This is a genomic window from Flavobacterium silvaticum (genome assembly GCF_012911565.1).
GTDB lineage: Bacteria > Bacteroidota > Bacteroidia > Flavobacteriales > Flavobacteriaceae > Flavobacterium > Flavobacterium silvaticum.
Genome location: NZ_JAAMPU010000105.1, coordinates 126,385 through 151,574 on the forward strand (window position 1 = coordinate 126,385; position 25,190 = coordinate 151,574).

At 45.3% G+C, this 25,190-nt stretch carries 29 protein-coding genes; 9 read left to right on the top strand and 20 right to left on the bottom strand.

Going from position 1 to position 25,190, the window contains the following annotated elements:
- Positions 1-4: 4 nt before the first annotated feature.
- Positions 5-202 carry a hypothetical protein gene (locus G6047_RS09680; protein ID WP_169527313.1) on the bottom strand — a complete coding sequence of 66 codons (198 nt, stop codon included), beginning with the start codon at positions 200-202 and terminating at the stop codon, positions 5-7.
- Between the two features lie 217 nt (positions 203-419).
- Here G6047_RS09680 and trhO point away from each other — a divergent pair, with 217 nt between their 5' ends.
- From trhO to G6047_RS09725, 9 genes are all read left to right on the top strand, one after another.
- The gene (gene trhO, locus G6047_RS09685; RefSeq protein ID WP_169527410.1) at positions 420-1,760 is read left to right on the top strand and encodes an oxygen-dependent tRNA uridine(34) hydroxylase TrhO; all 1,341 of its coding nucleotides are present in this window, start codon (positions 420-422) and stop codon (positions 1,758-1,760) included.
- Between the two features lie 202 nt (positions 1,761-1,962).
- Positions 1,963-3,504, top strand: coding sequence for a PSP1 domain-containing protein (gene ricT, locus G6047_RS09690; RefSeq protein ID WP_169527411.1), 1,542 nt, complete (start codon positions 1,963-1,965; stop codon positions 3,502-3,504).
- Positions 3,488-3,976, top strand: a complete 489-nt coding sequence (locus tag G6047_RS09695; RefSeq protein WP_169527412.1) for a gliding motility lipoprotein GldH — start codon at positions 3,488-3,490, stop codon at positions 3,974-3,976. Before ricT ends, G6047_RS09695 begins: the two co-directional genes overlap by 17 nt.
- 2 nt (positions 3,977-3,978) lie before the next feature.
- Entirely contained in the window at positions 3,979-6,288 is a 2,310-nt protein-coding gene (locus tag G6047_RS09700) for a penicillin-binding protein 1A (RefSeq protein ID WP_169527413.1), read from the top strand.
- A gap of 462 nt (positions 6,289-6,750) precedes the next feature.
- Positions 6,751-7,452, top strand: a complete 702-nt coding sequence (locus G6047_RS09705) for a CoA transferase subunit A (protein ID WP_169527414.1) — start codon at positions 6,751-6,753, stop codon at positions 7,450-7,452.
- Between the two features lies 1 nt (position 7,453).
- Positions 7,454-8,113, top strand: coding sequence for a 3-oxoacid CoA-transferase subunit B (locus tag G6047_RS09710; RefSeq protein ID WP_169527415.1), 660 nt, complete (start codon positions 7,454-7,456; stop codon positions 8,111-8,113).
- A gap of 78 nt (positions 8,114-8,191) precedes the next feature.
- The gene (locus tag G6047_RS09715; RefSeq protein WP_169527416.1) at positions 8,192-9,337 is read left to right on the top strand and encodes an esterase; all 1,146 of its coding nucleotides are present in this window, start codon (positions 8,192-8,194) and stop codon (positions 9,335-9,337) included.
- Between the two features lie 22 nt (positions 9,338-9,359).
- Positions 9,360-9,761 carry a hypothetical protein gene (locus tag G6047_RS09720; protein ID WP_169527417.1) on the top strand — a complete coding sequence of 134 codons (402 nt, stop codon included), beginning with the start codon at positions 9,360-9,362 and terminating at the stop codon, positions 9,759-9,761.
- Positions 9,762-9,784: 23 nt separating this feature from the next.
- Positions 9,785-9,937, top strand: coding sequence for a hypothetical protein (locus tag G6047_RS09725; protein WP_169527418.1), 153 nt, complete (start codon positions 9,785-9,787; stop codon positions 9,935-9,937).
- Between the two features lie 4 nt (positions 9,938-9,941).
- Here the strand turns inward: G6047_RS09725 and G6047_RS09730 are convergent, their stop codons facing one another.
- The 19 genes from G6047_RS09730 to hemA form a co-directional block, all read right to left on the bottom strand.
- Positions 9,942-10,337, bottom strand: coding sequence for a hypothetical protein (locus G6047_RS09730; protein ID WP_169527419.1), 396 nt, complete (start codon positions 10,335-10,337; stop codon positions 9,942-9,944).
- The gene (locus G6047_RS09735) at positions 10,321-10,926 is read right to left on the bottom strand and encodes a class I SAM-dependent methyltransferase (RefSeq protein WP_169527420.1); all 606 of its coding nucleotides are present in this window, start codon (positions 10,924-10,926) and stop codon (positions 10,321-10,323) included. The genes G6047_RS09730 and G6047_RS09735 overlap by 17 nt, the downstream gene beginning before the upstream one ends.
- A gap of 140 nt (positions 10,927-11,066) precedes the next feature.
- Positions 11,067-11,801 (bottom strand): DUF2071 domain-containing protein, encoded by a 735-nt coding sequence (locus tag G6047_RS09740; RefSeq protein WP_169527421.1) that lies wholly within the window; start codon positions 11,799-11,801, stop codon positions 11,067-11,069.
- Complete coding sequence (locus tag G6047_RS09745; protein WP_169527422.1) at positions 11,794-12,174, bottom strand: DoxX-like family protein; 381 nt, start codon at positions 12,172-12,174, stop codon at positions 11,794-11,796. The genes G6047_RS09740 and G6047_RS09745 overlap by 8 nt, the downstream gene beginning before the upstream one ends.
- A gap of 1 nt (position 12,175) precedes the next feature.
- Positions 12,176-13,615, bottom strand: coding sequence for a nucleoside recognition domain-containing protein (locus G6047_RS09750; protein WP_169527423.1), 1,440 nt, complete (start codon positions 13,613-13,615; stop codon positions 12,176-12,178).
- Between the two features lie 92 nt (positions 13,616-13,707).
- On the bottom strand, positions 13,708-14,103 hold the full coding sequence (locus G6047_RS09755) for a hypothetical protein (protein ID WP_169527424.1): 396 nt from the start codon (positions 14,101-14,103) through the stop codon (positions 13,708-13,710).
- A 211-nt stretch (positions 14,104-14,314) separates the two neighbouring features.
- Positions 14,315-15,028 carry a 3'-5' exonuclease gene (locus G6047_RS09760; RefSeq protein ID WP_169527425.1) on the bottom strand — a complete coding sequence of 238 codons (714 nt, stop codon included), beginning with the start codon at positions 15,026-15,028 and terminating at the stop codon, positions 14,315-14,317.
- 24 nt (positions 15,029-15,052) lie between these two features.
- Positions 15,053-16,213 carry a serine hydrolase domain-containing protein gene (locus tag G6047_RS09765; RefSeq protein WP_169527426.1) on the bottom strand — a complete coding sequence of 387 codons (1,161 nt, stop codon included), beginning with the start codon at positions 16,211-16,213 and terminating at the stop codon, positions 15,053-15,055.
- A gap of 9 nt (positions 16,214-16,222) precedes the next feature.
- Positions 16,223-16,696, bottom strand: coding sequence for a methylated-DNA--[protein]-cysteine S-methyltransferase (locus tag G6047_RS09770; protein ID WP_169527427.1), 474 nt, complete (start codon positions 16,694-16,696; stop codon positions 16,223-16,225).
- A 65-nt stretch (positions 16,697-16,761) separates the two neighbouring features.
- Positions 16,762-17,139 (bottom strand): c-type cytochrome, encoded by a 378-nt coding sequence (locus G6047_RS09775; protein ID WP_169527428.1) that lies wholly within the window; start codon positions 17,137-17,139, stop codon positions 16,762-16,764.
- Positions 17,140-17,142: 3 nt separating this feature from the next.
- Complete coding sequence (gene hemB / locus G6047_RS09780) at positions 17,143-18,135, bottom strand: porphobilinogen synthase (protein ID WP_169527429.1); 993 nt, start codon at positions 18,133-18,135, stop codon at positions 17,143-17,145.
- A 24-nt stretch (positions 18,136-18,159) separates the two neighbouring features.
- Positions 18,160-19,143 (bottom strand): DUF4421 family protein, encoded by a 984-nt coding sequence (locus G6047_RS09785; protein ID WP_169527430.1) that lies wholly within the window; start codon positions 19,141-19,143, stop codon positions 18,160-18,162.
- A gap of 12 nt (positions 19,144-19,155) precedes the next feature.
- Entirely contained in the window at positions 19,156-20,058 is a 903-nt protein-coding gene (hemF, locus tag G6047_RS09790) for an oxygen-dependent coproporphyrinogen oxidase (protein ID WP_169527566.1), read from the bottom strand.
- A complete protein-coding gene (locus G6047_RS09795) occupies positions 20,048-20,599 on the bottom strand; it encodes a GNAT family N-acetyltransferase (RefSeq protein ID WP_169527431.1) in 552 nt (183 codons plus the stop codon). Before G6047_RS09795 ends, hemF begins: the two co-directional genes overlap by 11 nt.
- Positions 20,596-20,937, bottom strand: a complete 342-nt coding sequence (locus G6047_RS09800) for a hypothetical protein (RefSeq protein ID WP_169527432.1) — start codon at positions 20,935-20,937, stop codon at positions 20,596-20,598. The genes G6047_RS09795 and G6047_RS09800 overlap by 4 nt, the downstream gene beginning before the upstream one ends.
- A gap of 134 nt (positions 20,938-21,071) precedes the next feature.
- Positions 21,072-22,094, bottom strand: coding sequence for a uroporphyrinogen decarboxylase (hemE, locus tag G6047_RS09805; protein WP_169527433.1), 1,023 nt, complete (start codon positions 22,092-22,094; stop codon positions 21,072-21,074).
- Positions 22,095-22,140: 46 nt separating this feature from the next.
- The gene (locus G6047_RS09810; protein WP_169527434.1) at positions 22,141-22,836 is read right to left on the bottom strand and encodes a uroporphyrinogen-III synthase; all 696 of its coding nucleotides are present in this window, start codon (positions 22,834-22,836) and stop codon (positions 22,141-22,143) included.
- Positions 22,833-23,750 (bottom strand): hydroxymethylbilane synthase, encoded by a 918-nt coding sequence (hemC, locus tag G6047_RS09815; RefSeq protein WP_169527435.1) that lies wholly within the window; start codon positions 23,748-23,750, stop codon positions 22,833-22,835. Before hemC ends, G6047_RS09810 begins: the two co-directional genes overlap by 4 nt.
- Positions 23,747-25,003, bottom strand: coding sequence for a glutamyl-tRNA reductase (gene hemA, locus G6047_RS09820; RefSeq protein ID WP_169527567.1), 1,257 nt, complete (start codon positions 25,001-25,003; stop codon positions 23,747-23,749). Before hemA ends, hemC begins: the two co-directional genes overlap by 4 nt.
- Between the last annotated feature and the right edge of the window lie 187 nt (positions 25,004-25,190).

A 25,190-nucleotide genomic window follows, 5' to 3' on the forward strand; every position in this document is an offset into this window, starting at 1 on the left:
GATTCTAATCGTCGTAATAACCGTCATCGTAATAGCCATCGTCATAATAGCCATCATCGTAGTAACCGTCGTCGTAATAGCCGCCGGAGTAATTTCCGTTGTCATCACTGCTACAAGCCTCCATTAGACCGCCCGTGACAACCAATCCTGTGGTGACAAGGACAACTTTTGCCGTTCCTGTCAGGAATTTTCTTCTGTTCATAGCGTGATTTTTTAAGATTCCGAAGCCAAAATAACCATTCGGTGCAAAAAAATCAAATAAAAAGCCAAATTAGTTCATTTTATGTTGAATATTCTGATAATAAAAATCACAATTAACTGAGGATCAGATATGAAAATTCTATTGAAACAAATTATATTTGCAGCCTCTACTAATCGGACCGGATAAAACCAGTCCACAAACTTAATTTGTTTATAGCATGCAACTGTACAACACATTAAGCGCAGAGGAACGTGCCGTGCTCATTGACGAAGCCGGAAAGCAACGACTGACTTTGTCGTTCTACGCCTATGCGCGAATTGAAGACCCTAAAAAATTTCGGGACGATTTATTTTTAGCATGGAATCCGCTTGACGTTTTGGGTCGGATTTACGTGGCACATGAAGGTATCAACGCCCAATTGTCACTTCCGGCAGATCATTTCTATGAATTCCGAGACACGCTTGAAGCCTATGATTTCATGCAAGGCATCCGGTTGAATGTCGCTGTGGAACAGGACGATCATTCGTTTTTGAAACTGACGATAAAAGTGCGCGATAAGATTGTCGCCGACGGATTGAACGACGATACGTTCGATGTCACAAACAAAGGCATTCACCTCAAAGCCTCCGAATTCAACGACATGCTCAATGATCCGGATACGATCCTGGTCGACATGCGCAATCATTATGAAAGCGAGATCGGTCATTTTGTTGGCGCGATAAAACCAGATGTAGATACGTTTCGCGAGTCGTTGCCTATCATTGAAGAACAGATTGCGGAACATAAACAGGATAAAAAACTGCTGATGTATTGCACAGGCGGAATCCGGTGTGAAAAAGCAAGTGCCTATTTCAAGCACAAAGGTTTCGAGAACGTCTACCAGCTCGAGGGCGGAATCATAGAATACACACGCCAGGTAAAAGCGGAAAATCTCGAAAGCAAGTTCATCGGCAAGAATTTCGTATTCGACCAGCGTTTAGGCGAACGTATTACGGACGATATTGTCTCCAACTGCCACCAATGCGGAAAACCGTGCGACACACATACCAACTGCGCGAACGAAGCGTGCCATTTGTTGTTTCTTCAATGTGAGGAATGTGCCGAAGCAATGCACGGATGCTGTTCCGTGGCCTGTGCCGATATCGTGCAATTACCGGAAGCCGAGCAAAAAGAATTGAGACGCGGCATCCAGAAAGGAAACATGATTTTCAAGAAAGGACGGCCGGAGAATCTGACGGCGCGTGAGAGTTTAGAGATTTTAGAGCCAAGAAGCAAGAGCCAAGAGCCAAGGCCAAAATTGCGGAAAAGCTATCTTGGAAAAGGCGTCCATTATTTTCCAAAAGCGGGAATCGGGCAATTTTTGATTGTGGAAGGTGAACTTAAAGTTGGTGACGAGATATTGATTTCGGGTCCAACGACGGGTGAAGAGATTTTAACGGTCGGTGAACTTTTCGTCAAAGACAATCCGACAAATCCGGCTCAGGTGAACGACTTGGTTTCCTTTAAATTGCCGTTCCGGATTCGGTTGAGCGATACACTTTACAAAGTGCTACGATAATCATTGAGCCTCGAATATCCGGGGCTTTTTTGTGGCCTTATTGCATCAGTCACACAAATGTTCGGATATAGCGTATAATTCTTTTCTGACCTTCCAGACTTTCCTGACTTTTCCGACTTCACCGACTTTCATCTCAAAACACTATCTTTACCGACTAAGTTGAGAAACGTAGTGGCATTGCCACGATCACTATATACATATTATGGCTTGTACATCTTGTTCAACCTCCGACGGCAGCGCGCCTAAAGGTTGTAAAAATAACGGCACATGCGGAACCGACAGTTGCAACAAACTGACGGTTTTTGACTGGCTTGCCAACATGAGCCTGCCTTCTGGCGAAGCGCCTTTTGACTGTGTCGAGGTGCGTTTCAAGAACGGCAGGAAAGAATTCTACAGAAATTCCGAGAAACTCACGCTGAGTATTGGCGATGTGGTTGCAACTGAAGCAGCATCCGGGCATGATGTTGGAATCGTGACGCTTACAGGCGAATTGGTGAAAGTGCAGATGAAGAAAAAGCACACGCCGGTCGATTCGCCGGAAGTTTTGAAAGTCTACAGGAAAGCTTCGCAAAAAGACATCGATATCTGGAGCAACGCACGTGATCGTGAAGAACCGATGAAGGTTCGGGCACGTGAGCTGGCCATCATGCTCAAACTGGAAATGAAGATTTCAGATATTGAATTCCAGGGCGATGCCTCAAAAGCTACCTTTTATTATACGGCCAATGACCGTGTCGATTTCCGTCAATTGATCAAGGAATTTGCGCGTGAGTTTTCAATCCGAATCGAGATGAAACAGGTCGGTTTCCGGCAGGAAGCGTCGCGTTTGGGCGGAATCGGCTCTTGCGGACGCGAATTGTGCTGTTCGACGTGGCTGACGGATTTCCGTTCGGTGAATACATCGGCAGCCAGATATCAGCAATTGTCCTTGAATCCGCAGAAACTCGCCGGACAGTGTGGCAAACTCAAATGCTGTCTCAATTACGAACTCGACACGTATATGGACGCGTTGCGCGATTTTCCGGATTTCGATACGAAATTACAGACGGAAAAAGGTGATGCGGTTTGCCAGAAACAGGACATTTTCAAAGGATTGATGTGGTTTGCGTATACCGATAGCCCCGCACATTGGCACACGCTCAAAATAGAACAGGTCAAGGAGATTTTGGCCGAAAACAAACTAAAGAACAAAGTTGCATCGTTAGAAGATTTCGCCGTCGAAGTCGCTGCCATCGAACCTGAAAAGACATTCAACAATGGTGTCGGACAGGAAAGCCTGACGCGATTCGACCAGCCGAAACGCAACAACAAGAACCGCAACAAGAATAAAAACAAACAAGGTGCTGCCGTATCTGCCGATGGAAATGCGCCTAAACAGGGGCAGCCAAAAAACAGAGGCGATCGTCGACCGAATCCGGAAGGCCGTCCGCAACAATCTAAAGGCGAACAAAGCGGGAAGCCCCAGAATACCGAGAACCGACAGGAAAATCGGCAAAGAAATCCGGAAGGAAAACCGAATCAGCCACGCGAAAACCGCAGGCCGGACAACCGGAACGAGAATCGTCCTAGGCAGGAAAATCGTCCGGAGAGCAAACCGAAAGCTGAAGGAACTGCAAATCCGAATGCTTCTTCTGGCGAAAAACCTGCGGGTGAAAACCGTCCGAACCCGAATCGGAACAACCGTAATCGCAATCGTAACCGCAATAACGATAAAAGAGGTAATTCAGATGAACCTAAAAGTTAGTATTGCTTTTTTATTGATTTCGATGGCTTTCGTTTCGTGTGACAAGAGCCGTGTTTTTGACGAATATAAGTCGATGCCGGCTTCCGGGTGGCACAAAGACAGTATCGTATCTTTTGATTTGCCACAGGTTGACAGTACCAAAACCTATAATTTGTTCGTTAATGTACGTGACAACGACAAATATGAATTCAGCAATTTGTTTTTGATCGTATCCATGGAACAGCCCAAAGGTATTGTGAAATTGGACACCTTGGAATACCAGATGGCCGATCCTGAAGGGAATTTACTCGGAGACGGATTCTCCGATATCAAGGAAAGCAAGTTGTTTTACAAAGAAAATTATACGTTCAAACCTTCAGGAAAGTATCATGTCAAGATTCGCCAGGCGGTGCGCAAGGGCGGAAAAATCTCAGGTGTAGAACGCCTGGATGGTATTACCGATGTAGGTTTCAGAATTGAATCAACAAAATAATCATGGCAAAAAAACAAGGATTCTTTCAGCGTGACGTAGCCTACTACAAACGCGGTTTCTGGAAAGTATTTTTTTATACGCTGGGCGGTGTCGCATTGTTCTTCCTACTGGCTTCGTGGGGTGTTTTCGGGTCTATGCCATCGTTCGAGGAGCTGGAAAACCCGGAATCGAATCTAGCGACTGAAATCATTTCGTCAGACGGTGTGACCATTGGAAAATTCTACAATGAGAACCGTACGATGATCAAATACAATGCATTGCCTCAACATTTGGTCAAGGCACTTGTAGCTACTGAGGACGAACGTTTTTACGAACATTCCGGAATAGACGGACGCGGAACTACACGCGCCCTCATGAGTCTGGGAACAAGCGGTGGTGCCAGTACCATTACACAGCAGCTCGCCAAATTGCTTTTCCACGGCGAAGGTTCACGTTTCTTACCGCTTCGTATCATCCAGAAAGCTAAAGAATGGATCATCGCCATTCGACTGGAACGTCAATACACCAAGAACGAAATCATTGCGATGTACCTCAACAAAGCTGATTTTGTCAATACGGCCGTCGGAATCCGTTCCGCCGCAAAAGTATATTTCAATAAAGAACCGAAAGACCTGACGCTTGAAGAGAGCGCTACTTTGGTCGGAATGCTCAAAAACCCATCGTTGTTCAACCCTATACGCCGTGCCGAAAAAGTGCGTTTGCGCCGTAATACGGTCCTGGGCCAGATGGTAAAGAACAATTTCATCACAGAAGCCCAAAAAACCGCAAGCGAAAACAAACCTTTGGTGCTTGATTTCCATCCGGAAAGCCATAAAGAAGGTATCGCTACCTATTTCCGCGAGTACCTGCGTGAATTCATGAAAAAGTGGACAAAGGACAACAAAAAACCGGACGGGACAGATTACGACATCTATTCCGACGGCCTCAAGATCTACGTCACGCTTGATTCGCGTATGCAGGAATATGCGGAAGATGCCGTACACAAACATCTGTCGAACCTGCAAATCGAATTCAACAACCAGCAAAAGGACAACAAGAACAAGCCGTTCGTGCGTATCTCAAAAGAAGAGACGGACAAAATCATGATGTCGGCGATGAAGAATTCTGACAGATGGAAGCAAATGTCTGCCCAGGATAAATCTGAAGAAGACATCATCAAATCGTTCAGCATCCCGACCAAAATGACCGTTTTCACCTGGAAAGGCGAACGTGACACCACGATGACGCCAACCGATTCCATCAGGTACTACAAGAGTTTCCTTCAGGCCGGAATGATGGCGATGGAACCAAAAACCGGAAACATCAAAGCATGGGTCGGCGGGGTCAATTATAAATATTTCCAATACGATCACGTTGGCCAGGGCGCGCGCCAGGTAGGTTCTACCTTTAAGCCATTCGTGTATGCAACGGCAATAGAACAGCTCAATTATTCCCCTTGCGATTCTATTCTCGATTCACCGTTCACGATTCCAAAAGGCCGTCACCACGTGACCGAAACCTGGACACCGAATAATTCCGACCGACAATTCCGCGGCATGGTGACGCTCAAAAAAGCGCTCGCTTATTCCATCAACACCGTATCGGCCAAACTCATTGACAAGGTCGGGCCGGAAGCTGTTATTGAAATGACGCATAAACTTGGAGTGAAATCTGAAATTCCGGCACAACCTTCAATCGCTCTGGGAGCTGTCGAAATCACCGTTATGGACATGGTTGCTGCTTACAGCACTTTTGCGAACCAGGGTGTTTATATGAAGCCGCAATTCATTTCACATATCGAAGACAAAAACGGCTCTCTTATATATGAGCCTATGCCTGAATCACGCGACGTACTCAATAAAGACATTGCATTTGCCGTAATCCGTTTGCTTGAAGGAGTGACCGAATCCGGTTCCGGTGTACGTCTGCGCACACAAGGCGGCGGTTACGGATACGAACGTGTAACCGGTTATCCATACGTATTCAACAACCCGATTGCGGGTAAAACCGGAACATCACAGAACCAGTCAGACGGTTGGTTCGTGGGTATGGTGCCGAATCTGGCAACAGGTGTTTGGGTCGGCTGCGAAGACCGTTCGGCACGTTTTAAATCCATTACTTACGGACAAGGTGCAGTTGCCGCATTGCCAATCTGGGGTATGTTCATGAAATCGTGTTACAATGATACCGCCCTCGATGTATCCAAGAAAGATTTCGAACGCCCGGCCAACCTTGCCATCAAGGTCGATTGTTGGGAACGACAGGTCAAGGAAGTAGATTCCACTGCCATTGACAGCACGGCCCAAGATACGGATGAATTTATGATTCAGTAATTTTTGGGCGGCAAGTTCGCGCTGCCCGCTCATAGCTTCCTTAAAAAAGCCTGGTTTTTCAGTTGTTGCAAAAGCTTCTTTTAGTCGCTTCTGCAACTGCCAAAAACCGGGCTTTTTTTTCGAAAGGCTATCCGCTCGCATCCCGGCCGCGTATCTGTAATTTGTAACACTCTTCGTAACGAGATAAAGAATGTCCTACACCAAAAATTGAAAACATTTAACACATGATACATTTTTCATGTAAGACTTGCATTTGCAAAAACACGATGTTTGCACAGGAAAGGCCAATGTGGTCCCTACAATTTCCCGATGAGAATCAGATACATAAAATATGAATATTCTGTTAAAAGTTTGCTTGCATTGTTCGGGTCATCATGGGCAATTGATTTCTGACAGAAAAACACCGTTTCATTACGAAATCGATATAGAAAAAAGTAAATTTGCGCTTCTTCATAACAAACTATGATCACTAAGAAAGTCAACTCGGTACATGAAGCCCTACAAGGTATTCAAAATGATATGACCATCATGCTCGGCGGTTTCGGACTTTCAGGAATCCCTGAGAATTCAATAGCTGAACTCGTTCGCATGGGCGTCTCAAATCTTACATGTATTTCAAATAACGCCGGCGTGGATGATTTCGGCCTCGGTCTGCTCCTCCAGAAAAAGCAGATCAAAAAAATGATTTCATCCTATGTAGGCGAAAACGCCGAATTCGAACGCCAGATGCTTTCCGGCGAACTCGAGGTCGAACTCACGCCCCAGGGAACACTGGCCGAAAAATGCCGTGCAGCCCAAGCCGGAATCCCTGCTTTTTACACGCCTGCCGGTTATGGAACCGAAGTGGCCGAAGGGAAAGAATCACGTGAATTCAACGGCAAAATGCACATCCTCGAACACGCCTACAAAGCCGATTTCTCCATCGTAAAAGCATGGAAAGGGGATGAGGCCGGAAACCTTATCTTCAAAGGAACGGCCCGCAATTTCAATGCGCCAATGGCCGGTGCCGGAAAAATCACGATTGCGGAAGTAGAGGAATTATTGCCCGTCGGAAGTCTGGATCCGAATGAAATCCATATTCCGGGAATCATGGTGCAACGCATCTTTAAGGGAGAAAAATTCGAGAAACGCATTGAACAAAGAACCGTTAGAACCAGAAACTGATATGGCTTTAGGCAAAGAAGAAATCGCGAAACGCATCGCCAAAGAAGTAAAAGACCGTTATTACGTCAACCTCGGAATTGGAATTCCCACATTGGTTGCCAATTACGTCCGTGAAGATATTTCGGTGGAATTCCAAAGCGAGAACGGTGTTCTGGGAATGGGTCCGTTTCCATTTGAAGGCGACGAAGATCCAGATGTGATCAACGCCGGAAAACAAACCATCACGACATTGCCCGGAGCGAGTTTCTTTGATTCTGCTTTTAGTTTCGGTATGATCCGCAGCCAGAAAGTCGACTTGACAATTCTTGGTGCCATGGAAGTGTCAGAAAACGGCGATATCGCTAACTGGAAAATCCCAGGGAAAATGGTCAAAGGAATGGGCGGTGCTATGGATTTGGTAGCGTCTGCGGAGAATATAATCGTAGCCATGATGCACGTCAATAAAGCCGGAGAATCCAAGATACTCAAGCGTTGCACGTTGCCGTTGACCGGCGTGGGTTGTGTCAAGAAAGTCGTAACGGAACTCGCCGTCATGGAAATCACGCCAAATGGTTTCAAGCTTCTGGAACGGGCACCAGGTGTTTCGGTAGATCACATCATCGCATCGACCGAAGCCGATTTGATTATTGAGGGTGAAATCCCGGAAATGATAATTGACTAACTTTCCTTTTTTTATCAAAAACTCCGAAAGTTGATTATTATCTGATTACAAGACGTACATTTAGGAAACGCTTTTTCTATGGCAAGAATCCTGAACGTCATCATCTTTTTTCTCAGTGTCGCTTCTGTCGCACAGAACAGAATCCCGGAACTCGTTTCACCCGAAGTCAACGCAGACCGTACGGTAACGTTCCGTATCTATGCGCCATCCGCTTCCGAAGTGTTGCTGGAATGTGATTTACTGCAGAAAGGTTCAGGCCCGATGCGACTCACCAAAAACGAATCGGGAGTCTGGAGCGTAACGACTGTGGCGCTTCCCTCTGAAATGTATCTGTACAATTTCCAGGTCGATAAAGTTCGGACGCTCGACCCCAATAATGCGTTTGTGATCCGCGATGTCGGAAATGTCTTCGGGATGTTTTTTGTCCCAGGCGGAAAAGCCGATGATTACCTGGTTCGTGACGTTCCTCATGGGTCTGTCATCCACGTGTGGTATGATTCGCCATCGCTTAAAACCAATCGCCGCCTCACGGTTTACACGCCTGCGGGTTATGAAACTTCAAAAGAAAATTATCCTGTGTTATACCTGCAGCACGGAGCGGGCGGAGATGAAGATGCCTGGTTGCAGTTGGGTCGGACGGCGCAGATACTCGATAACCTCATCGCATCCAAAAAAGCCAAACCGATGCTTGTCGTGATGGCCAATGGAAATGCCGGACAGACTGCGGCTCCGGGAGAATCATCGGCACCCATGAAAAAACCGGTTTTCATTCAACCGGATATGTTCTCCGGAAATACCGAAAAAGCCTATCCCGAAGTGGTAGCATTCATCGAATCGCGATTCCGCGTCAAAAAAGACAAAGCCAGCCGTGCGCTCGCCGGATTGTCAATGGGCGGCATGCATTCACTTGTGATATCGGCCAATAATCCGGAGCTTTTTGGTTATGTCGCTGTGTTTTCATCTGCCATGTTGTGGCCCAAAGAAGCACCGGGTGAAGTCTACAAAGATTTCGACAGGAAACTGGAAGCCCAGAAAAAAGCAGGTTATAAATTATATTGGATTGGGATTGGCACCGATGATTTCCTGTTTGAGCAATCAAATACGTTTCGGAAAAAACTCGATGCGATGCAGTTCAAATACGTCTACAAAGAAACTGCCGGCGGGCACACATGGAGTAATTGGCGTGATTACCTGACGGAATTCGTGCCGCTTTTGTTCCGTTAGTTTTACTATTCAAATCAAATTCATGAAAAAAAGTATCCTTTTGGTTTGCCTCATTTGTATGTCTTTCGCGACAAGTTCTGATCCGGTGGAAAGACTTGGAATCAAAGGTCCATTGCAATTCAACAAAACCGAATTCAGTTTGGCGTGGTCACAAAAACCGAATGAAAAAATGTATGTACAGGAATATCTGCCTAAAGGCGAAACTGTGGATCGGTTCGACCAAATGCTGACCTTATATGTGCTTCATGCCGGATTTAGCGTCGAACAAGCAGTTGCCCAGAAAGCAGAAGAACTTACCGAAAGAAAAAAAACCGATGAAATTTGCCATTTCAGTGTCATAAAAAGCCCGGATGGAAAGGAACAAATCCTGGATTGTTTATTAAGCGACAATTCTTCGGGGAAAGTGGACGTTGTCGAATTATAATCTACAAATACACTCAAATCGAATTGAAAGACAAAACCAAAGCCTTGGTGCTTTATTCCTATTCGAAAAGGAGTTATGGCAATGACGTTACGCCTTTCCTCGAAAAACTCAAAGATTCAAGAAACGGTTTACTCAACGAAATGATTACGGCCAAAGTTCCCGAAGTCAAACTCTGAAGCATCAGCCCAATCCAACAAAAACGAAAATTCCGGTCAAATAACCCCAAAGCACAACAAAAAAAACATGTGCGGCGGTTTCGAATACTTTGCCTTTCCATAATCGAGGCGAATATCCGATGAACTGTATAAGCAGTCGGATTCCGAAGAAAATGCCTATTCCCATAGAAATCGCTTTTCCGAGTTTCGTCGACAGCAATTCCACAGGATACATAAGGCACAACAAGCCCAACAGGAAAACGGCGAGTGCAATAAAAAAGGTATGGACAAGCATCATTTGCCTGTTGATGAGGCTCAATCTATCCAATTCATTCTTCCAGTCGAACAGGTGTGGAAAAAGGATATGGATTGTGCCCAAAAGCATGAGCAAAACACCGACAACTTTAAGCTGTATTATCATTCTTATTAATCATAAAAGTTGAGACAAACGGTGTGATTTTATACTCCCGATACATTTGGAAACCAGATTCAACGAATGTCCGGAACCAGGTTTGGCGCGAATGAAAATGGAAAGCCCCAATGTTGTACACCAAAAAATTGGAGCCATCACGTATATGTTCGGTCACAAATGAAAAACATTCCGGTTTTAAAACCCGATTTAGTTCCCGGAAAAAAGTAATGCGCTCTTTATCTTCCCGGATTTCATGTGCCGATAAAAACGCGATGACAAGATCAAAAGTTTCATTAGCAAATGGAATTTCCGACGTTTTCACGCTTACGGTTCCGGGTTTGGACGGATACTTTTTCCTTGCCCGTTCTATTGAGATTTCAGTGTGTTTTTGCGGATTGTAAAAATCGCAGACAACTACTTCGGCGGCTGGAAAACGTTGGGTCAGCCAATCTGAAGTTTCGTCGAATCCGGCCGTGACCAACAGTATTTTTTGTGGCCGCAGCTTTTCAAGCCATTCCATTTTGTATAAATCGGAACGGTCATAAATGTAATGTGATGCCACAAGTGAAATCAGATTCTGTAAGATGAACACAGACATAATTGTCGCCATCACCTTTTGCCAAAATGCCGGCAAGAAAAAAAGGGCCGACAATACTATCAAAATAATAAATCCGGAACTTATATAAAAATGCCGGTTGAATTCGACGATGTTTTTGACACCTTGAAACGGACTGCGTGTTACTTCCATGTTTCGACGATTCCCTTTTTCCATGAATATGGAACGTTTTCAATCTCAAACGCACTGGTCAACGTTGGATTTTGCAGGTTCAACGTATCGAGAAAACTAAAATGATATTCCGGAATTGCAATGGGTTTCGGTTCCCAATTTTGGCGTACGCCCTCTACACGGGTTACGGAATCTTGCTTGGCATCGAAGGAAAAAGTAAACGGCAACGGACCTGCAAAGCGACGGGCCTGTTTCCAATCTGAAAACACAGAATTTACGGGTAAGGTTATTTCTGATTTTGATCTGTCGATGTGAATTTCAAAACCTGATTTTTGGGATGAAATGATTTCTGATTTTGCATCTGATATTCGCAAAACGTCTATCAAACCATAGTTGTAATTGGTGAAGATATTACCCAGAAACTGCATTTTACGTTTGTCGGTTTCAGATTTGAGGATATATAATCCGCGTAGGTTCTTTCCCGATTTGGTTTTATATCGGACAAAGATGCGATATCCGACAAGGAAGAAATCGTTCCCTAAAAATTCAGGAAAAACAGCCGGACGAAGTTTTTCTGTCTGAACCATGGCTATGGCGATAAAGGCCCATTTGTCTTCAAAAGTGTCCAATTCGAGACGAGTCGGAATAAGCGATTTCAACTGATTTTTATCGACTGCAAAAGTCAGCACGACCGACGATTTGAAGAAGGCTTTTACCCCAAACGGATGTTGTGTAGATTTAGCCATTGGTTTTAGGAACGATGAATTCTGAATAATAGATCAGTCCGATAAAACAAAAAGCAAAAAGAATATTGGCTTTTCCCCAAAGCAACAAATCCGGAGCGAGAACAAATTCAAGCAGGTTCATGGTTGCAATAATTGCCATTTGGAAGATGACGTTAAGGCGCGATTTGTAACGCGAAATAATCCAAAAAGCCATCAGTAGTTCAAGGATTCCTATCGTGGTAGTAATCGAGGCAGAATAATCTTCTCCGAGAATCCGCGCCACGATTTCGCGATGCCTCGGAACCAGATTGAGTATTTTACAAAACAGCCCGTTTACAAGCCAGACCAAAGCAATTATCACCGTCAGGAAACGATGCTTCTTTCCCGATTCCATATCAAAAAAACCATCCTGCCACAAAAATCGCCGCCAAAACACAAATCAAATCAACGAGCAACATGGTCGTGAGTGTGTATCTCGTGTTCTTGATCTTGACCGATCCGAAGTAGACGGCGATGACGTAAAAAGTCGTTTCTGCCGAACATTGGAAAATGCAGCTCAATCGGCCCGTCAGGGAATCTACGCCGTACATCCGCATCGAATCAATCATAAAGCCACGCGAACCGCCGGAAGAAAACGGGCGCAATAATGCCACCGGAAGCGAATCCGTGATTTCTTTTGAAACGCCCAAGTGCGAAAACACAAACGCGATTCCGTCAGAAATGATCTCAAATAACCCGCTGTTCCGGAACAATGAAATCGCAGCCAGCATTCCCAGGACATAAGGAAAAATAGTGACCCCGGTTTTTAAACCGTTGTTGGCCCCGGTTACAAAAGAGTCGAAAACGGTGGTGTTCAGCGCCGTGAATTTCTTTTCGTGTACAAACGCAAAAATCAGTGTAAAGGCTATAATTCCAATCAGCAATAATCCGGACAGGTTTCCGGTGAAGAAATTCTTTTCGATCAGGTCAAGCCCGTTCACGTAAAATAATAATCCGGCGATAGCACCAATAAGCGTCATCAGGGTCACGACAAGTGAAGCACTTTTGAAATTGACTTTCTGTCGGATACCCACGATGAGAAAAGCGGCGATTGTCCCAATGAAAGACGTGATGATACACGGCAGCATCACATCGGCCGGATTGGCGGCATTTTCAACGGCGCGATATCCGATGATCGATGTGGGGATTAATGTCAGACCGGCGGCATGAAGACACATGAACATGATTTGGGCATCGCTCGCTCGTTCCTTATCGGGGTTGATTTCCTGCAGGCTTTCCATGGCTTTCAATCCGAAGGGCGTTGCTGCGGAATCGAGGCCGAGGAAGTTCGCGGCGAAATTGAGCGTCATGTACGATATAGATTCGTGTCCTTTCGGAACAGACGGAAACACTTTGACGAAAACAGGACTAAGTTTTTTTGCGAGCTTTTCCGATGCGCCCGAATCGATGAGAAGCTGCATCAATCCGCAGAAAAAAGCGAGATAGGCAATCAGCGGAAGGATTAAATCAAACAATGTGTTCTTACATGTCGGCAACAAACCATCGGACTTTTGAATGCCGCTGAATACTTTGACCGTCTTATTTTTGAAGACATACGTCGTATCAATGTTCGTAGTGTCGCGGTTAATTGTAAATGATTTTTCGTCGCTTTTTTGGATGCTGTCCTGAAGGAACTTCGGAAGTTCTTCCAGATACTGCTCAGAAATAAGGATTGGGTCATCTTTTTTTCCGTTGAGCACAAAATCTGTCGCATATGTTCCGCCGATGCAAAAACTGACGACAATAAAAAGGATTGACGAAATAAAGATAGTGAGCCAGAAACGCGAAAGGACCATTAATTAGATAATTTGAAAATGAGATAATGAGATAATGGCACTAATATTACCGGTTGCTTTGGGCTAATTTAGTGAATACAGATAGTCTATTTCTATGTAATGCTATTTTTCTGATTTTTCCAGCCGGAATACCTTTCCAGACCTAATCCGAAATAGTAGTAGGCAACCGATACGATTCCCAAGGCAAATGGAATCACGGCATAATATCTCAATGAATCATTGTCTGAGAAAAATTCCGTCATCATCCAATATGAATTCGCGATGATCCAGAAAAGCACGGCAACGTTATGCAGCAGTTCGCTTTTGATATGGCGCGTTTGCCATGTGATCAAAGCCGCCGCACCAATCGTCGGGAAAATCATGATCAAGCCGAGCGGTTTCCAGAGCATGACCCAACACAGGTCTTTGAGCAGCCAGAACACGATGTGCAGGTTTTCGGTTTTGCGGTAACGAAGCGGGATTTGGTAGAGTTGGTCGTTTATTTCCATATTAGTAAAAATAGAAAATCGGTTGAATCGAGCATGTGGAAAAACAAAGTCGTACAGCCTAGCCCCGATGCGAGCGGTTAGCCTGTAGCAGGAAAATTCAGGGCTTTTGCGCGAGTGGGTGAGCGACTGAAAGAAGCTACACCAAGCCGCTGCAAAACCTGAATTTTGCATAACAGCTAATAGCGGGCAGCGGGTTCATGCTCCTGAAAACTCAAACGTGCAAAATCTCCTCATCAACCAACAAATCCTCCCGTCTCATCCTAAGAAAAACTTGTGCCGTTGCAATCACGTCTTTTTCGCAATACGTCACGATTCTGTCGATGTCTTTTTCGACATGGAAAACGTGGCCGACCTGGCTGCCATCGATATCGCCTTTCGGGGAAGGAATACCGAGGATTTTTGTCAATAGCTTAAGCGACGTAAAATGTTTGTAATCGCCGAATTTCCACAGTTCAAGCGTGTCAAGATGCGGCACTTCCCAAGGTTTCTTACCGAACAGGTTGAGTTTTTCGGGCAATGAGATTCCATGGATAATCATGCGGCGCGCTATATACGGAATATCGAATTCCTTGGCGTTATGGCCGCACAACATGTATTGCGGACCTGAAAAATGGTTTTCAAGAAGATTGGAAAAGTCGCGTAAAATCTTGTCTTCTTCCCCAAAAAAAGACGTGACGCGAAAGTTGCGGATGTCGCTTTTCAACACAAAATAACCGACGGAAATACAGACTATTTTCCCGAATTCAGCCCAGATTCCGGCGCGATCGTAAAATTCTTCAGGCGTGAATTCGTCTTTGCGTTGATAGGCCGTTTTCTGAGCCCAAAGTTCTTGGTAATCAAGGTCCAATTCGTTGAAGTTTTCGTGAATCGGAACGGTCTCGATGTCAAGGAACAAGATGTTCCCGAGTGGAAATTTTTGAATCATGGCGTGTACAAATTTAAATGGCGTTTAGCGCTTCCGTTTCGAAAGCATTTTATAAGTCTCTTCCAAATATACGTAAAAATCATTGGCGTGCAACTCGCCCGGATCACTGACATTTCCGTTATGGCCAAGGCGAACGATGATCAGATCGTCTTTTGGGATTACGATGACGTATTGACCCAAATGACCGCGCATATAATAACCCTGATGGCCGTCGTGATCAAAAATCCACCAGCCATAACCATATTGGGGCGATTCCGGAAAACGCGGCGTGATACATTTTTTGACGAAAGCACTATCGAGTAGTTGTTGTCCGTTCCAGTTGCCGTGATGTTCGTAGAGTTTTCCGAACCGGGCAAAATCACGTGCATTCGAAGCGATGCAGCAATAGGCTTTTACAAGTCCGTTTTCATGGTCGGTTTGCCATAATGCGTCATTTTCGGCCCCGAGCGGTTTCCAGAATTTATCTGAAACATAGGTCGCCAAATCTGTCCCGACGGCTTTCTCGATGCACATGGCCAGTAGTTCGGTATTCCCGCTTGAGTATTGGTAGGATGTTCCGGGATCGTGAATAACTTTGAGGCTTTTCATGAATGTTGCCAGATCGCGGTCAAAATAGGCTTGCGTGGTTTTGGAGAACGGACTGTAATACTTCTCGTCCCAATCCAGGCCGGAAGCCATAGACGATAAATCGCCCACGGTAAGGTTTGCTGCTTTTCCCGATGTAAATTCAGGGAAATAGGTTCCTACTTTAGCATCGAGACTCGGAATTTTACCTTCCATGATCGCTTTCCCGAGCGCCATGGTCACAATACTTTTGGCCATCGAAAACGAATTGGATTTACTGTCTTTGCCAAATCCGTCAAAATAGCTTTCGTGCCAGATGCTGTCGTTCTTGATGATGAGAAACGCGACCGAACCGATTGTCTTGTGGACACTGTCAAGTCGTTTTGTAACCTCTACCGAGTTATAATCTGTCGCTGCTTTCCACGGCTGTTTTTGATTTCCGGCAGATATGGTTCTGTTGTCAAAGTGCTTGTAATCTTCAAGATAAGCCGTTTGATGTCCATGCATATAGGTGACCCAAACCGCCCGGACGATGTATCCGTAACCCGAAGCGTAAAGCCCGATTACTGCCAATAAAATCAACAGGATAATTCCAAGGAAAAGACGTTTGATAAATTTCATGGTATCGATTTAAAACAGACTTTGTTGGGTTGGAGGTGATTCATGTTCAAGCAGCCACTTCTTGCGCCATAAACCGCCGGCATAGCCCGTCAATGATCCGTCCGAACCAATGACGCGATGACACGGAACGACAATCCATAATGGGTTTTTTCCGTTGGCGGATGCCACGGCACGGATGGCTTTTTCATCTCCTAATTTGCGCGACAAGGCCAAATAGGAAGTTGTAGTCCCGAACGGAATTTCAACCAGGCTTTTCCATACTGATTTTTGGAAATCGGTGCCTTTTGGGTTTATTGCAAAAGTGAATTGTTGCCGTTTCCCTTCGAAATATTCCGTCAGTTCCGATACTGCTTTTGAAAGCGATTGGGGAATTTCGGTTGAGGCTTCGATGCTTTCATCCAGCACATGGATCAGGGAAATACCGTTTTCATCGCCTTCGATACGGGCTGTTCCCAGAGGTGTTTTTATATGTGCCGATTGCATTTTATAAATATAGGAATAAAAGCGCAAACGGTTTCGGGGACAGGATTCAAGACAACAGAAAAAAACTATTTTATACTGTAGATGTACGCTTCCAGTGCCTGCAATTCTTCATCTGTCATTCTCTTGGTCACGGTGAAATTCACTTTCATCGCCGCATATTGAGCCGGATCTACAATTGGTTCCGATTCTTCTTTAAGAAACTTAACAATGGCTCCATCGCGATTTTTGTAAACCGATGCTATTTCTTTCAACGACGGCCCGATGATTTTTTGTTCCGGCTGATGGCATGCCGTACAATTCCCTTTGCCTTCGAAGATTTTCTGGCCGTGTTGGACAGGTGTGAGTTTGTCATCTTCATAAGAAAAGTCCTGTTCCGGTGCCGATTCCTTGGATTTGCAGCCCAATAGCAGTAATAGGAAAAAAAGTGATAGCGTCCGATTCATTTTTTATTTGTTTAGCAACAAAGCCGCTTCTTTGGCAAAATATGTCGAAATCAAATCGGCACCGGCGCGTTTGATACACGTCAGTTGTTCGATCATCACCTTATCATGGTCGATCCATCCTTTTTCCGCAGCCGCTTTCACCATGGCATATTCACCGGAAACGTTGAAAACAGCAACCGGTACATGAACCGCGTTCTTGACTTCGCGTACAATATCCAGATATGACAATCCGGGTTTCACCATAACGATATCGGCTCCTTCTTCCACATCATGCAACGCTTCCCGGATTGCTTCGGTGCGATTGCAATAATCCATTTGGTACGTTTTTTTGTCTTTGGGAATTTCCTCGGCATCGACCGGAGCTGAATCAAGCGCATCGCGAAAGGGCCCATAATGGCCCGATGCGTATTTGGCCGCATAACTCATGATACCGACATCGTGGAAATTGTTTTCTTCAAGCGCTTTGCGGATGGCATACACACGACCGTCCATCATGTCGCTCGGCGCAATGAAATCGGCACCGGCCTCGGCATGCGAAAGTGCCATTTTGACAAGCGCATCCACAGTAGGATCATTTACGACTTTCCCTTTTTCGATGATGCCGTCGTGACCGTAAATGGAATACGGATCGAGGGCGACATCTGGCATTACGATCATTTCGGGAACCGCTCCTTTGATGGCCCGGATCGCTTCCTGCATCAGCCCGTCTTTGTTCCAGGCTTCGCGTCCGGTGTTGTCCTTGAGCTTATCATCGACCTTGACATAAATGTTGACGGCCTTGACCCCGATTTTCCACAATTCCTGGACTTCTCGAACGGTCAAATCAAGCGAACGACGGTAAATCCCGGGCATTGATGGAATGGCTTCCTGGGTGTTGGTTCCTTCTGTGATAAACATCGGGAACATAAAATCATTCGGTGTCAAAATGGTTTCACGCACAAGTGAACGGATGGATTCGTTGGTGCGTAAACGGCGGTTTCTGTAATAGGGAAACATGGGATTATTTTTTATTCTTAATTATTATTTTTTATTCTTACCGGGGTCTTCTTTTTTTTGAAGCAGTTCCTTTGCCTTTTGCATGCGGCTTTTGAGAAATTCAGGTGCATCGAAACGATATCCGCCGAACAAGGTGAAATATCCCAAAGCATCGCCAACATCTACGCCTTCGCCCGAATTATGGCTTGATACCTGGACGCGTGCATTCAACCCGCCAAACCAGGAATCTGAATTGTAACCCAATCCCAGCAGCAGTTGCCCCTGAACCAGCAGCGCGGTCGTGCTTGTTCCTTCATCATGGGAAAAGGTCAATCCGGCACCGGTTGCTATGCCGCCCATGACCTGTACGTGTCTGGCGATGACCCAATTGTAATAATAGGCGGGGAAAAAGGCGATATCTACAAAATAGAATTTCCCGTCTATGTCCGCGTCCCCGTTTCCGTCGAGCTCGGTGTAATAATAGGAAATACCTGGCGCGAAAGTCCCGGCGCTTTTGATCTGGCGCTCGTTCTGCATGGCCATGGCCTTGAACGAGTAATTTGGGTTGAACCGGTACGAAGTACTTCCGCCTATTTTGAGCGTCTTCATTCCGCCTACGTACGTACTGGCATGCGTGTCCATAACTTCAAGCGTCATTCCTTTCTGATAGTAAAATTCGAAATGCTGCATGAGTCTTTTGGGAAACAGTTTCAGTTCGAACGAATACATTTTGGATGGATCCTTGACGGCTTTATTTTCTTCGAGAAAGTTAGGCGCATAACCAAAACTAAAGGCTATCACATCATAACTTGCTCCTAAATTCAGTGTCGTTCGCGAATTCGGGCGCATTTCAAGCTGAATGTCTTCGTCGCGATAATCGAGCGTGAATGTGTTCTCTTTTCTAAGCAGGAATAATTCAAGCGATACCTTTTGGTCGTAGGTCTCAAAATACTTTACAGTCGTCGAATCTTCCTGAGCGTTCACAAAGCCCGGCAGAATCGAAAGCAAATATGCATATTTCCTGGCCATTTTCCTGATTATCTAAACCCAGTCCTGAGGATTGGCAAGCACTTGTATCAATTTTTCTTCTTCGCTTCCGGACTCCGGATGATGGTCATAAACCCATTGCACATGAGGCGGCAAGCTCATCAGGATACTTTCGATGCGCCCGTTTGTCTTTAGTCCGAACAACGTGCCTTTGTCGTGGACGAGGTTGAATTCCACGTAACGTCCGCGCCTGATTTCCTGCCAGTTGCGATTCGGTTCAAGATACGGCAAATCTTTTCTTCTTTCGACAATCGGTACATACGCATCTAAAAAACTGTTGCCGACTGCCGTTACAAAATCAAACCATTGCTGCATGGTCTTTCCATTTTCGGCTTTGCAATAATCGAAAAACAATCCGCCTATACCGCGTGCTTCGTTGCGGTGCGTATTCCAGAAATAGCCGTCACATTGTTTTTTAAACTTGCGATAGAACTCCGGATCGTGCTGGTCACAAACCGTTTTGCATATCCGGTGAAAGTGCGTGGCATCTTCCTCAAACAGATAATACGGTGTCAAATCCTGTCCGCCGCCGAACCATTGATCTATGATTGTTCCATTGGAATCATACATCTCGAAATACCGCCAGTTCGCATGGACGGTCGGAACCATCGGATTTTTCGGATGGATGACCAGACTGATGCCGCACGCAAAAAAATCGGCTTCTTCAACCTTGAATAACTGTTGCATCGATTCCGGAAGCTTTCCGTGGACGCCGGAAATATTGACGCCTGCTTTTTCAAACACAGCTCCGTTTTCCAGCACACGTGTTCTTCCGCCTCCGCCTTCAGGTCGTTCCCAAATGTCTTGTCGGAATTTTACAGCACCATCGGTTTCCTCAAGTTTTGAAGTGATTTTATCCTGCAGATTCTGTATGTAAGCGAAAAATTTATCTTTCATCATAGTTCGATTTGAGCAGGCCGAAGTAGAAAATATCTTCTAAATTACCGTCGCCGTTTTTGAATTCCTGACGCAACATGCCTTCGTTTTTAAAGCCGTGTTTGGTTGCGATGCGTTGACTGGCAGCGTTTTCAGGTGATGTACATATAGTTACTTTATTCATCGACAGTTCACCAAAACAGAATTCGAGCAAATTGGAAACAGCTTTGGTAATGATTCCTTTTCCTTCGAATTCCCTATCTACGAAATAAGCAATTTCACATTTTCCGATATTCCTGACGACGTTTTTAATCAGCACATAACCTATCAGCATTTGACTTTTCGTGTCACGCAGATAGAAATAGTATCCGTCACCTGATTCTTCCTTATGCACATTTTCGTATAAAAACGCAATCGTGTCTTCAAGCGTTTTGGAACGTTCCAACGTTCCGGGAAATGTCTTTTGGATATGTTTCCTGTTGCGTTGGATCAGGTCAAAGAATTCTTCGGGCTCAATTTGATGCAGCCTGTCGGTTTGCCAATGCTCATGGACTTCTTTCATGGTTTCAGCGCCGCTATTTTGTTCATGATGCCGAAGGAAAAAGTACCGCTTTCCTGTTGGATGAAAGTATAAATGGCAAGCGCCTTTTGTTTGTGTGCCGATGCAAGCCAGTCAGCAAACGATTCGAAATTGGTCCAGTCGAATTGCTGGTTTTGCAATACTTCTATGAGTTCCGATGCAGAAAGTCGTTCCAGTTTTTCTACTGATAACTCAATTCCTGAAAGTTCCGCATCAATCAACTCAGATTTCTCAGGCACAAAACCAAGCCCGATCAACCGCAACAGGATGTTGTTGATGCGTTCGTTTTGTTCGTCTCGACGGCCGGCTGTTAGAGGCATTGAATGTTTCTTTTTACATGTACGCGTTAGTGATGGCAACGGCATCCTTTTGCAGCGTTCTTAAGCGCAAAAGATACAGTGGACAGCGCGGGCCTTCAGGCAACGCCCAATTATTAATTATTAATTGTTACTTATTAATTCCATTCCTTCACCGCATCAATAAACGCCTTCGCATGATCTACCGGAATATTCGGCAAAATGCCATGCCCGAGGTTCACGATGTAATTGTCTTTCCCGAATTCATCGATCATTTGGTGCACCATTTTCTTGATGGTCGGAATGGGCGACAACAAGCGCGACGGATCGAAATTGCCCTGAAGCGTGATTTTTCCACCTGACAGATAACGGGCATTTCTCGCCGAACACGTCCAATCCACACCAAGAGCCGACGCTTTCGATTTGCCCATTTCATTAAGTGCGAACCAGCAGCCTTTTCCAAACACAATCACTTTGGTCATAGGTGACAACGCCTCTACGATCTGGTTGATGTATTGCCATGAAAACTCCTGGTAATCGACCGGTGACAACATGCCGCCCCAGGAATCGAAAATCTGGACGGCGTTTACTCCGGCGGCGACTTTTCCTTTGAGGTATTCGATGGTCGTATCGGTGATTTTTTGCAATAAGGCATGAGCGGCTTCGGGTTGAGAAAAGCAGAAACCTTTGGCGGTGTCGAAACTTTTGGAGCCTTTGCCTTCGACGCAATAACAGAAAATCGTCCACGGAGAACCGGCGAATCCAATCAACGGAACCTCATCGTTGAGCATTTGTTTGGTCAGCTTTATCGCATCGTACACATAACCCAAGGTTTCATTGACATCTGGCACAAACACTTTCTCCACATCTTGCGCGGAACGAATCGGATTCGGCAACCACGGACCTTGGTTTTCCTTCATTTCCACCGTGATTCCCATTGCTTGGGGCACGACGAGAATATCGGAGAACAAAATCGCGGCATCCGGCTGGACGATACGAATAGGTTGCACCGTTATCTCTGCGGCCAGTTCCGGAGTCCTGCAGCGGGTAAAGAAGTCGTATTTGTCACGAATGGCGCGGAATTCCGGCAAGTATCTTCCGGCTTGGCGCATCATCCAGACTGGCGGACGTGAAACGGGTTCGTTGTTGAGGGCGCGGAGGAAAAGGTCGTTTTTGATCATTGCTTTTGTTTTGGACACGAAGGCACAAAGGCGCTAAGTCTCGAAGTTATATTTTTTGGTTGAAATGATTTATAGCTTTGGCAATTGTGCTTTCTATGGTTTGCTGATTGGCAATAATAATGTTCGTAATCGCAGAAGGATTCGAACCTAAAGTTTTCACCAGATAATCGGCTGTTGTTTGTCCGATACAGAAGTAAGCATCGGCAGACAATTCATTATCCATTGAAAAACTTTTGACGGCACTTGGGCTGAAAAACAAAATCCCGTCAATTTTAGATTGAATTTTTACTGGTGTCAGCTCTGTTTCATAGACTTCGATCTCGTTCATTTCGATGTCGGCCGATTGAAGTGCTTCCGGCAGTTCGTTGCGGCGGATATTTCCGGAAAAGAACGTGAACGATTCAGAAGCGTAATTCCTGACGATGATTTCAGCCAGTTCCGATGCATTCCCGGCAGATTCAATCACTGTAAATCCAACCTCATCAAGTAAATCAGCCGTTTTTTCACCGACACAGAAAACCGGATTGCGCCTGATTTCCTGGACTTCGGGATGCTCGGAAACTGCTTTTACCGCGTTCTGGCTCGTGAAAATCAGGTTTTCGTTCACGCCTTCCAGCTGAAACGGCAACTGGGTTGTCCGGATAAAATCGGCTTCGACTATAGAAAAACCGGCATTGAGCAAAAACTGCTTTTGGTTCGGCTTTAGTTTTTTAGTCGATAAGATGCGGGTCGATCGACTCATTTTTTTAGCTGTGAGCGGATGAGTTTCATGAGGAAATCGCCTCCATTCTGTAAAACTTCTTTAGCACAATCGCTTCCGAAATCTTTATATCTGTCTGAGGAAATCGTCTTTTCAAATGCAATTTTCTCACTCCCGTCAATCATCAATAATGCGCCTTCGAACCTGATTTCATTGTTGAAGATTTGTGCCGATGCGCCAATCGGAGCCGTACATCCGCCTTCCAAGGTCCGCAGAAAGTCACGTTCTATTTTGGTGCAGATTTCAGAATCGAAATGGTTCAGTTTTCCAACGGCTGCTCTACAGAAATCGTCATTTTCCATCGCAACCACAACCATCGCGCCCTGAGCCGGAGCGGGTAACATCCAGTCTAAATCAATGTGATTTTGAGGTATCAGATCCAAACGTTCCAAACCTGCTTTCGCGAAAATGGCACCGTTCCAATCGCTATCGGCCAACTTCTGCAAACGTGTATTTACGTTTCCCCGAAGATCGACGACATTGTGTTTCGGATACCGATGCAGCCATTGCGCCTGACGACGTAAACTTCCAGAAGCAATCGTAGCATTTTTTTGGTAAAAATCAGCGTCACCTTTATAAACCAGAATATCTTTTTCCGACGCTCTTTCCAAAACCGCCGCCTGGACGATTCCTTTTGGCAAGGCCGTCGGAACATCTTTCATCGAATGAACCGCGATATCGACCTGGCCCGAAATCATGGCCACATCAAGGGTTTTGGTGAAAATTCCGGTGATGCCGAATTCGTATAACGGTTTGTCGAGGATGACGTCGCCAGTAGATTTTACGGCGACAATCTCGGTTTCAAAACCTAAGTCGTTGAGTTTTTTTTCTACGGTGTGCGCCTGCCATAAGGCGAGTTGGCTGTCGCGTGTGCCGATTCGGATGACCTTGTTCATTTCACCGAATTTTCAATCCGAAAAACCTTCTCGATCCATTCAATGCTTTCATCGACAGATGTGTTGTGATCTTTAAGATGATTCGCAAAATGGGTCGTGATTTTCTGGATGATGCGGTTCGAGATGATTTCGGCCTGGGCTTCGTTGAAGTCGGAAATCTTTTTGCTTTGGAAATCGAGCTCGGAGTTTTTGATCTCGTTGAGCTTTTCCTTTAGTGCGTTTATCGTCGGGGCAAATTTGCGAGCATGCGTCCAGGTGGTGAATTCGTCCTGGATTTCGGCAATGATCGCTTCGGCCGCCGGAATATGTTTTTTGCGGTTTTCAAGTGTGTCGTCTGTAATTTGTGACAGATGATCCATATGGATGAGCGTCACGCCTTCAAGTTCTGTCACATCGTCTGCCACGTTTTTCGGAACAGATAAATCGAGGATCAACAAGGGTTTCTTCAGATTCAGGACCGCTTTATCGATCGTCGGATTCTGTGCGCCAGTTGCCACAACGAGAATATCTGCTTTTTGCAGTTCCAGATGCAGTTCCGAATAATCCTTTACGGTCAAATGGAATTTTCCGGCCAGTTGCTCCGCCTTGTCTTTTGTCCGGTTGATGAGCGTGATGTGGTTGTTCTTGGTGTGTTTGACCAGATTCTCACACGTGTTCCGACCGATTTTTCCGGTTCCGAAAAGCAGTATGTTCTTATTGCTGATATCATCCACATTACGCAACATGTATTGGACAGATGCAAACGAAACAGAAGTCGCCCCCGAAGAAATCTCCGTTTCATTCTTGATGCGTTTGCTCGCCTGGATCACGGCATTGGTCAGTCGTTCCAAATGTGCATTAGTCAATCCTTTGGCTCGCGATTCCGAAAAGCCGGTCTTGATTTGGCTGATGATTTCGAAATCGCCCAGAATCTGGGAATCCAAACCGGTTCCGACACGGAAAATATGATTGACCGCATCGTTGTTCTTATGGATATAAGCCACACGCTGGAATTCGTCAATCGAACCCTGGCTGTTGTCGCACAATAATTTGATGAGTTGGTACGGATGTTCGGCAAAACCGTACAGTTCCGTGCGGTTGCAGGTAGAAGTTGCGATGAGGGCGGAAATGCCATCTTCCTTAGCCTGATCGAGTAATTTCGATTTGGTTGTGGAATCGAGGCTGAATTTTCCGCGTATATCGGCATCGGCTTTTTTATAGCTGAGTCCAACGGCATAGAAATGCAGATGCTTCGATATGGAATGTTGTTGCATGCGTTTGGTAAAATACGGCACAAAAATATTTCAGTGATTCAATTAAAAGTAACGCTCAAAGGACTATTTATGTCGCTAAGGGAGATTTGGATGCCAAATGGTACGTGCATCGGTATTTCTTTATACTTTTGCAGTGCTGACGGGCATTGACATCATTCTTATGTAGAATTGTTCTAAATAAAAACAA

Coding starts and splice junctions, on each gene's coding strand:
- G6047_RS09680 (WP_169527313.1), bottom strand. CDS start 202: ATGAACAGAAGAAAATTCCTGACAGGAACGGCAAAAGTTGTCCTTGTC.
- trhO (WP_169527410.1), top strand. CDS start 420: ATGCAACTGTACAACACATTAAGCGCAGAGGAACGTGCCGTGCTCATT.
- ricT (WP_169527411.1), top strand. CDS start 1,963: ATGGCTTGTACATCTTGTTCAACCTCCGACGGCAGCGCGCCTAAAGGT.
- G6047_RS09695 (WP_169527412.1), top strand. CDS start 3,488: ATGAACCTAAAAGTTAGTATTGCTTTTTTATTGATTTCGATGGCTTTC.
- G6047_RS09700 (WP_169527413.1), top strand. CDS start 3,979: ATGGCAAAAAAACAAGGATTCTTTCAGCGTGACGTAGCCTACTACAAA.
- G6047_RS09705 (WP_169527414.1), top strand. CDS start 6,751: ATGATCACTAAGAAAGTCAACTCGGTACATGAAGCCCTACAAGGTATT.
- G6047_RS09710 (WP_169527415.1), top strand. CDS start 7,454: ATGGCTTTAGGCAAAGAAGAAATCGCGAAACGCATCGCCAAAGAAGTA.
- G6047_RS09715 (WP_169527416.1), top strand. CDS start 8,192: ATGGCAAGAATCCTGAACGTCATCATCTTTTTTCTCAGTGTCGCTTCT.
- G6047_RS09720 (WP_169527417.1), top strand. CDS start 9,360: ATGAAAAAAAGTATCCTTTTGGTTTGCCTCATTTGTATGTCTTTCGCG.
- G6047_RS09730 (WP_169527419.1), bottom strand. CDS start 10,337: ATGATAATACAGCTTAAAGTTGTCGGTGTTTTGCTCATGCTTTTGGGC.
- G6047_RS09735 (WP_169527420.1), bottom strand. CDS start 10,926: ATGTCTGTGTTCATCTTACAGAATCTGATTTCACTTGTGGCATCACAT.
- G6047_RS09740 (WP_169527421.1), bottom strand. CDS start 11,801: ATGGCTAAATCTACACAACATCCGTTTGGGGTAAAAGCCTTCTTCAAA.
- G6047_RS09745 (WP_169527422.1), bottom strand. CDS start 12,174: ATGGAATCGGGAAAGAAGCATCGTTTCCTGACGGTGATAATTGCTTTG.
- G6047_RS09750 (WP_169527423.1), bottom strand. CDS start 13,615: ATGGTCCTTTCGCGTTTCTGGCTCACTATCTTTATTTCGTCAATCCTT.
- G6047_RS09755 (WP_169527424.1), bottom strand. CDS start 14,103: ATGGAAATAAACGACCAACTCTACCAAATCCCGCTTCGTTACCGCAAA.
- G6047_RS09760 (WP_169527425.1), bottom strand. CDS start 15,028: ATGATTCAAAAATTTCCACTCGGGAACATCTTGTTCCTTGACATCGAG.
- G6047_RS09765 (WP_169527426.1), bottom strand. CDS start 16,213: ATGAAATTTATCAAACGTCTTTTCCTTGGAATTATCCTGTTGATTTTA.
- G6047_RS09770 (WP_169527427.1), bottom strand. CDS start 16,696: ATGCAATCGGCACATATAAAAACACCTCTGGGAACAGCCCGTATCGAA.
- G6047_RS09775 (WP_169527428.1), bottom strand. CDS start 17,139: ATGAATCGGACGCTATCACTTTTTTTCCTATTACTGCTATTGGGCTGC.
- hemB (WP_169527429.1), bottom strand. CDS start 18,135: ATGTTTCCCTATTACAGAAACCGCCGTTTACGCACCAACGAATCCATC.
- G6047_RS09785 (WP_169527430.1), bottom strand. CDS start 19,143: ATGGCCAGGAAATATGCATATTTGCTTTCGATTCTGCCGGGCTTTGTG.
- hemF (WP_169527566.1), bottom strand. CDS start 20,058: ATGAAAGATAAATTTTTCGCTTACATACAGAATCTGCAGGATAAAATC.
- G6047_RS09795 (WP_169527431.1), bottom strand. CDS start 20,599: ATGAAAGAAGTCCATGAGCATTGGCAAACCGACAGGCTGCATCAAATT.
- G6047_RS09800 (WP_169527432.1), bottom strand. CDS start 20,937: ATGCCTCTAACAGCCGGCCGTCGAGACGAACAAAACGAACGCATCAAC.
- hemE (WP_169527433.1), bottom strand. CDS start 22,094: ATGATCAAAAACGACCTTTTCCTCCGCGCCCTCAACAACGAACCCGTT.
- G6047_RS09810 (WP_169527434.1), bottom strand. CDS start 22,836: ATGAGTCGATCGACCCGCATCTTATCGACTAAAAAACTAAAGCCGAAC.
- hemC (WP_169527435.1), bottom strand. CDS start 23,750: ATGAACAAGGTCATCCGAATCGGCACACGCGACAGCCAACTCGCCTTA.
- hemA (WP_169527567.1), bottom strand. CDS start 25,003: ATGCAACAACATTCCATATCGAAGCATCTGCATTTCTATGCCGTTGGA.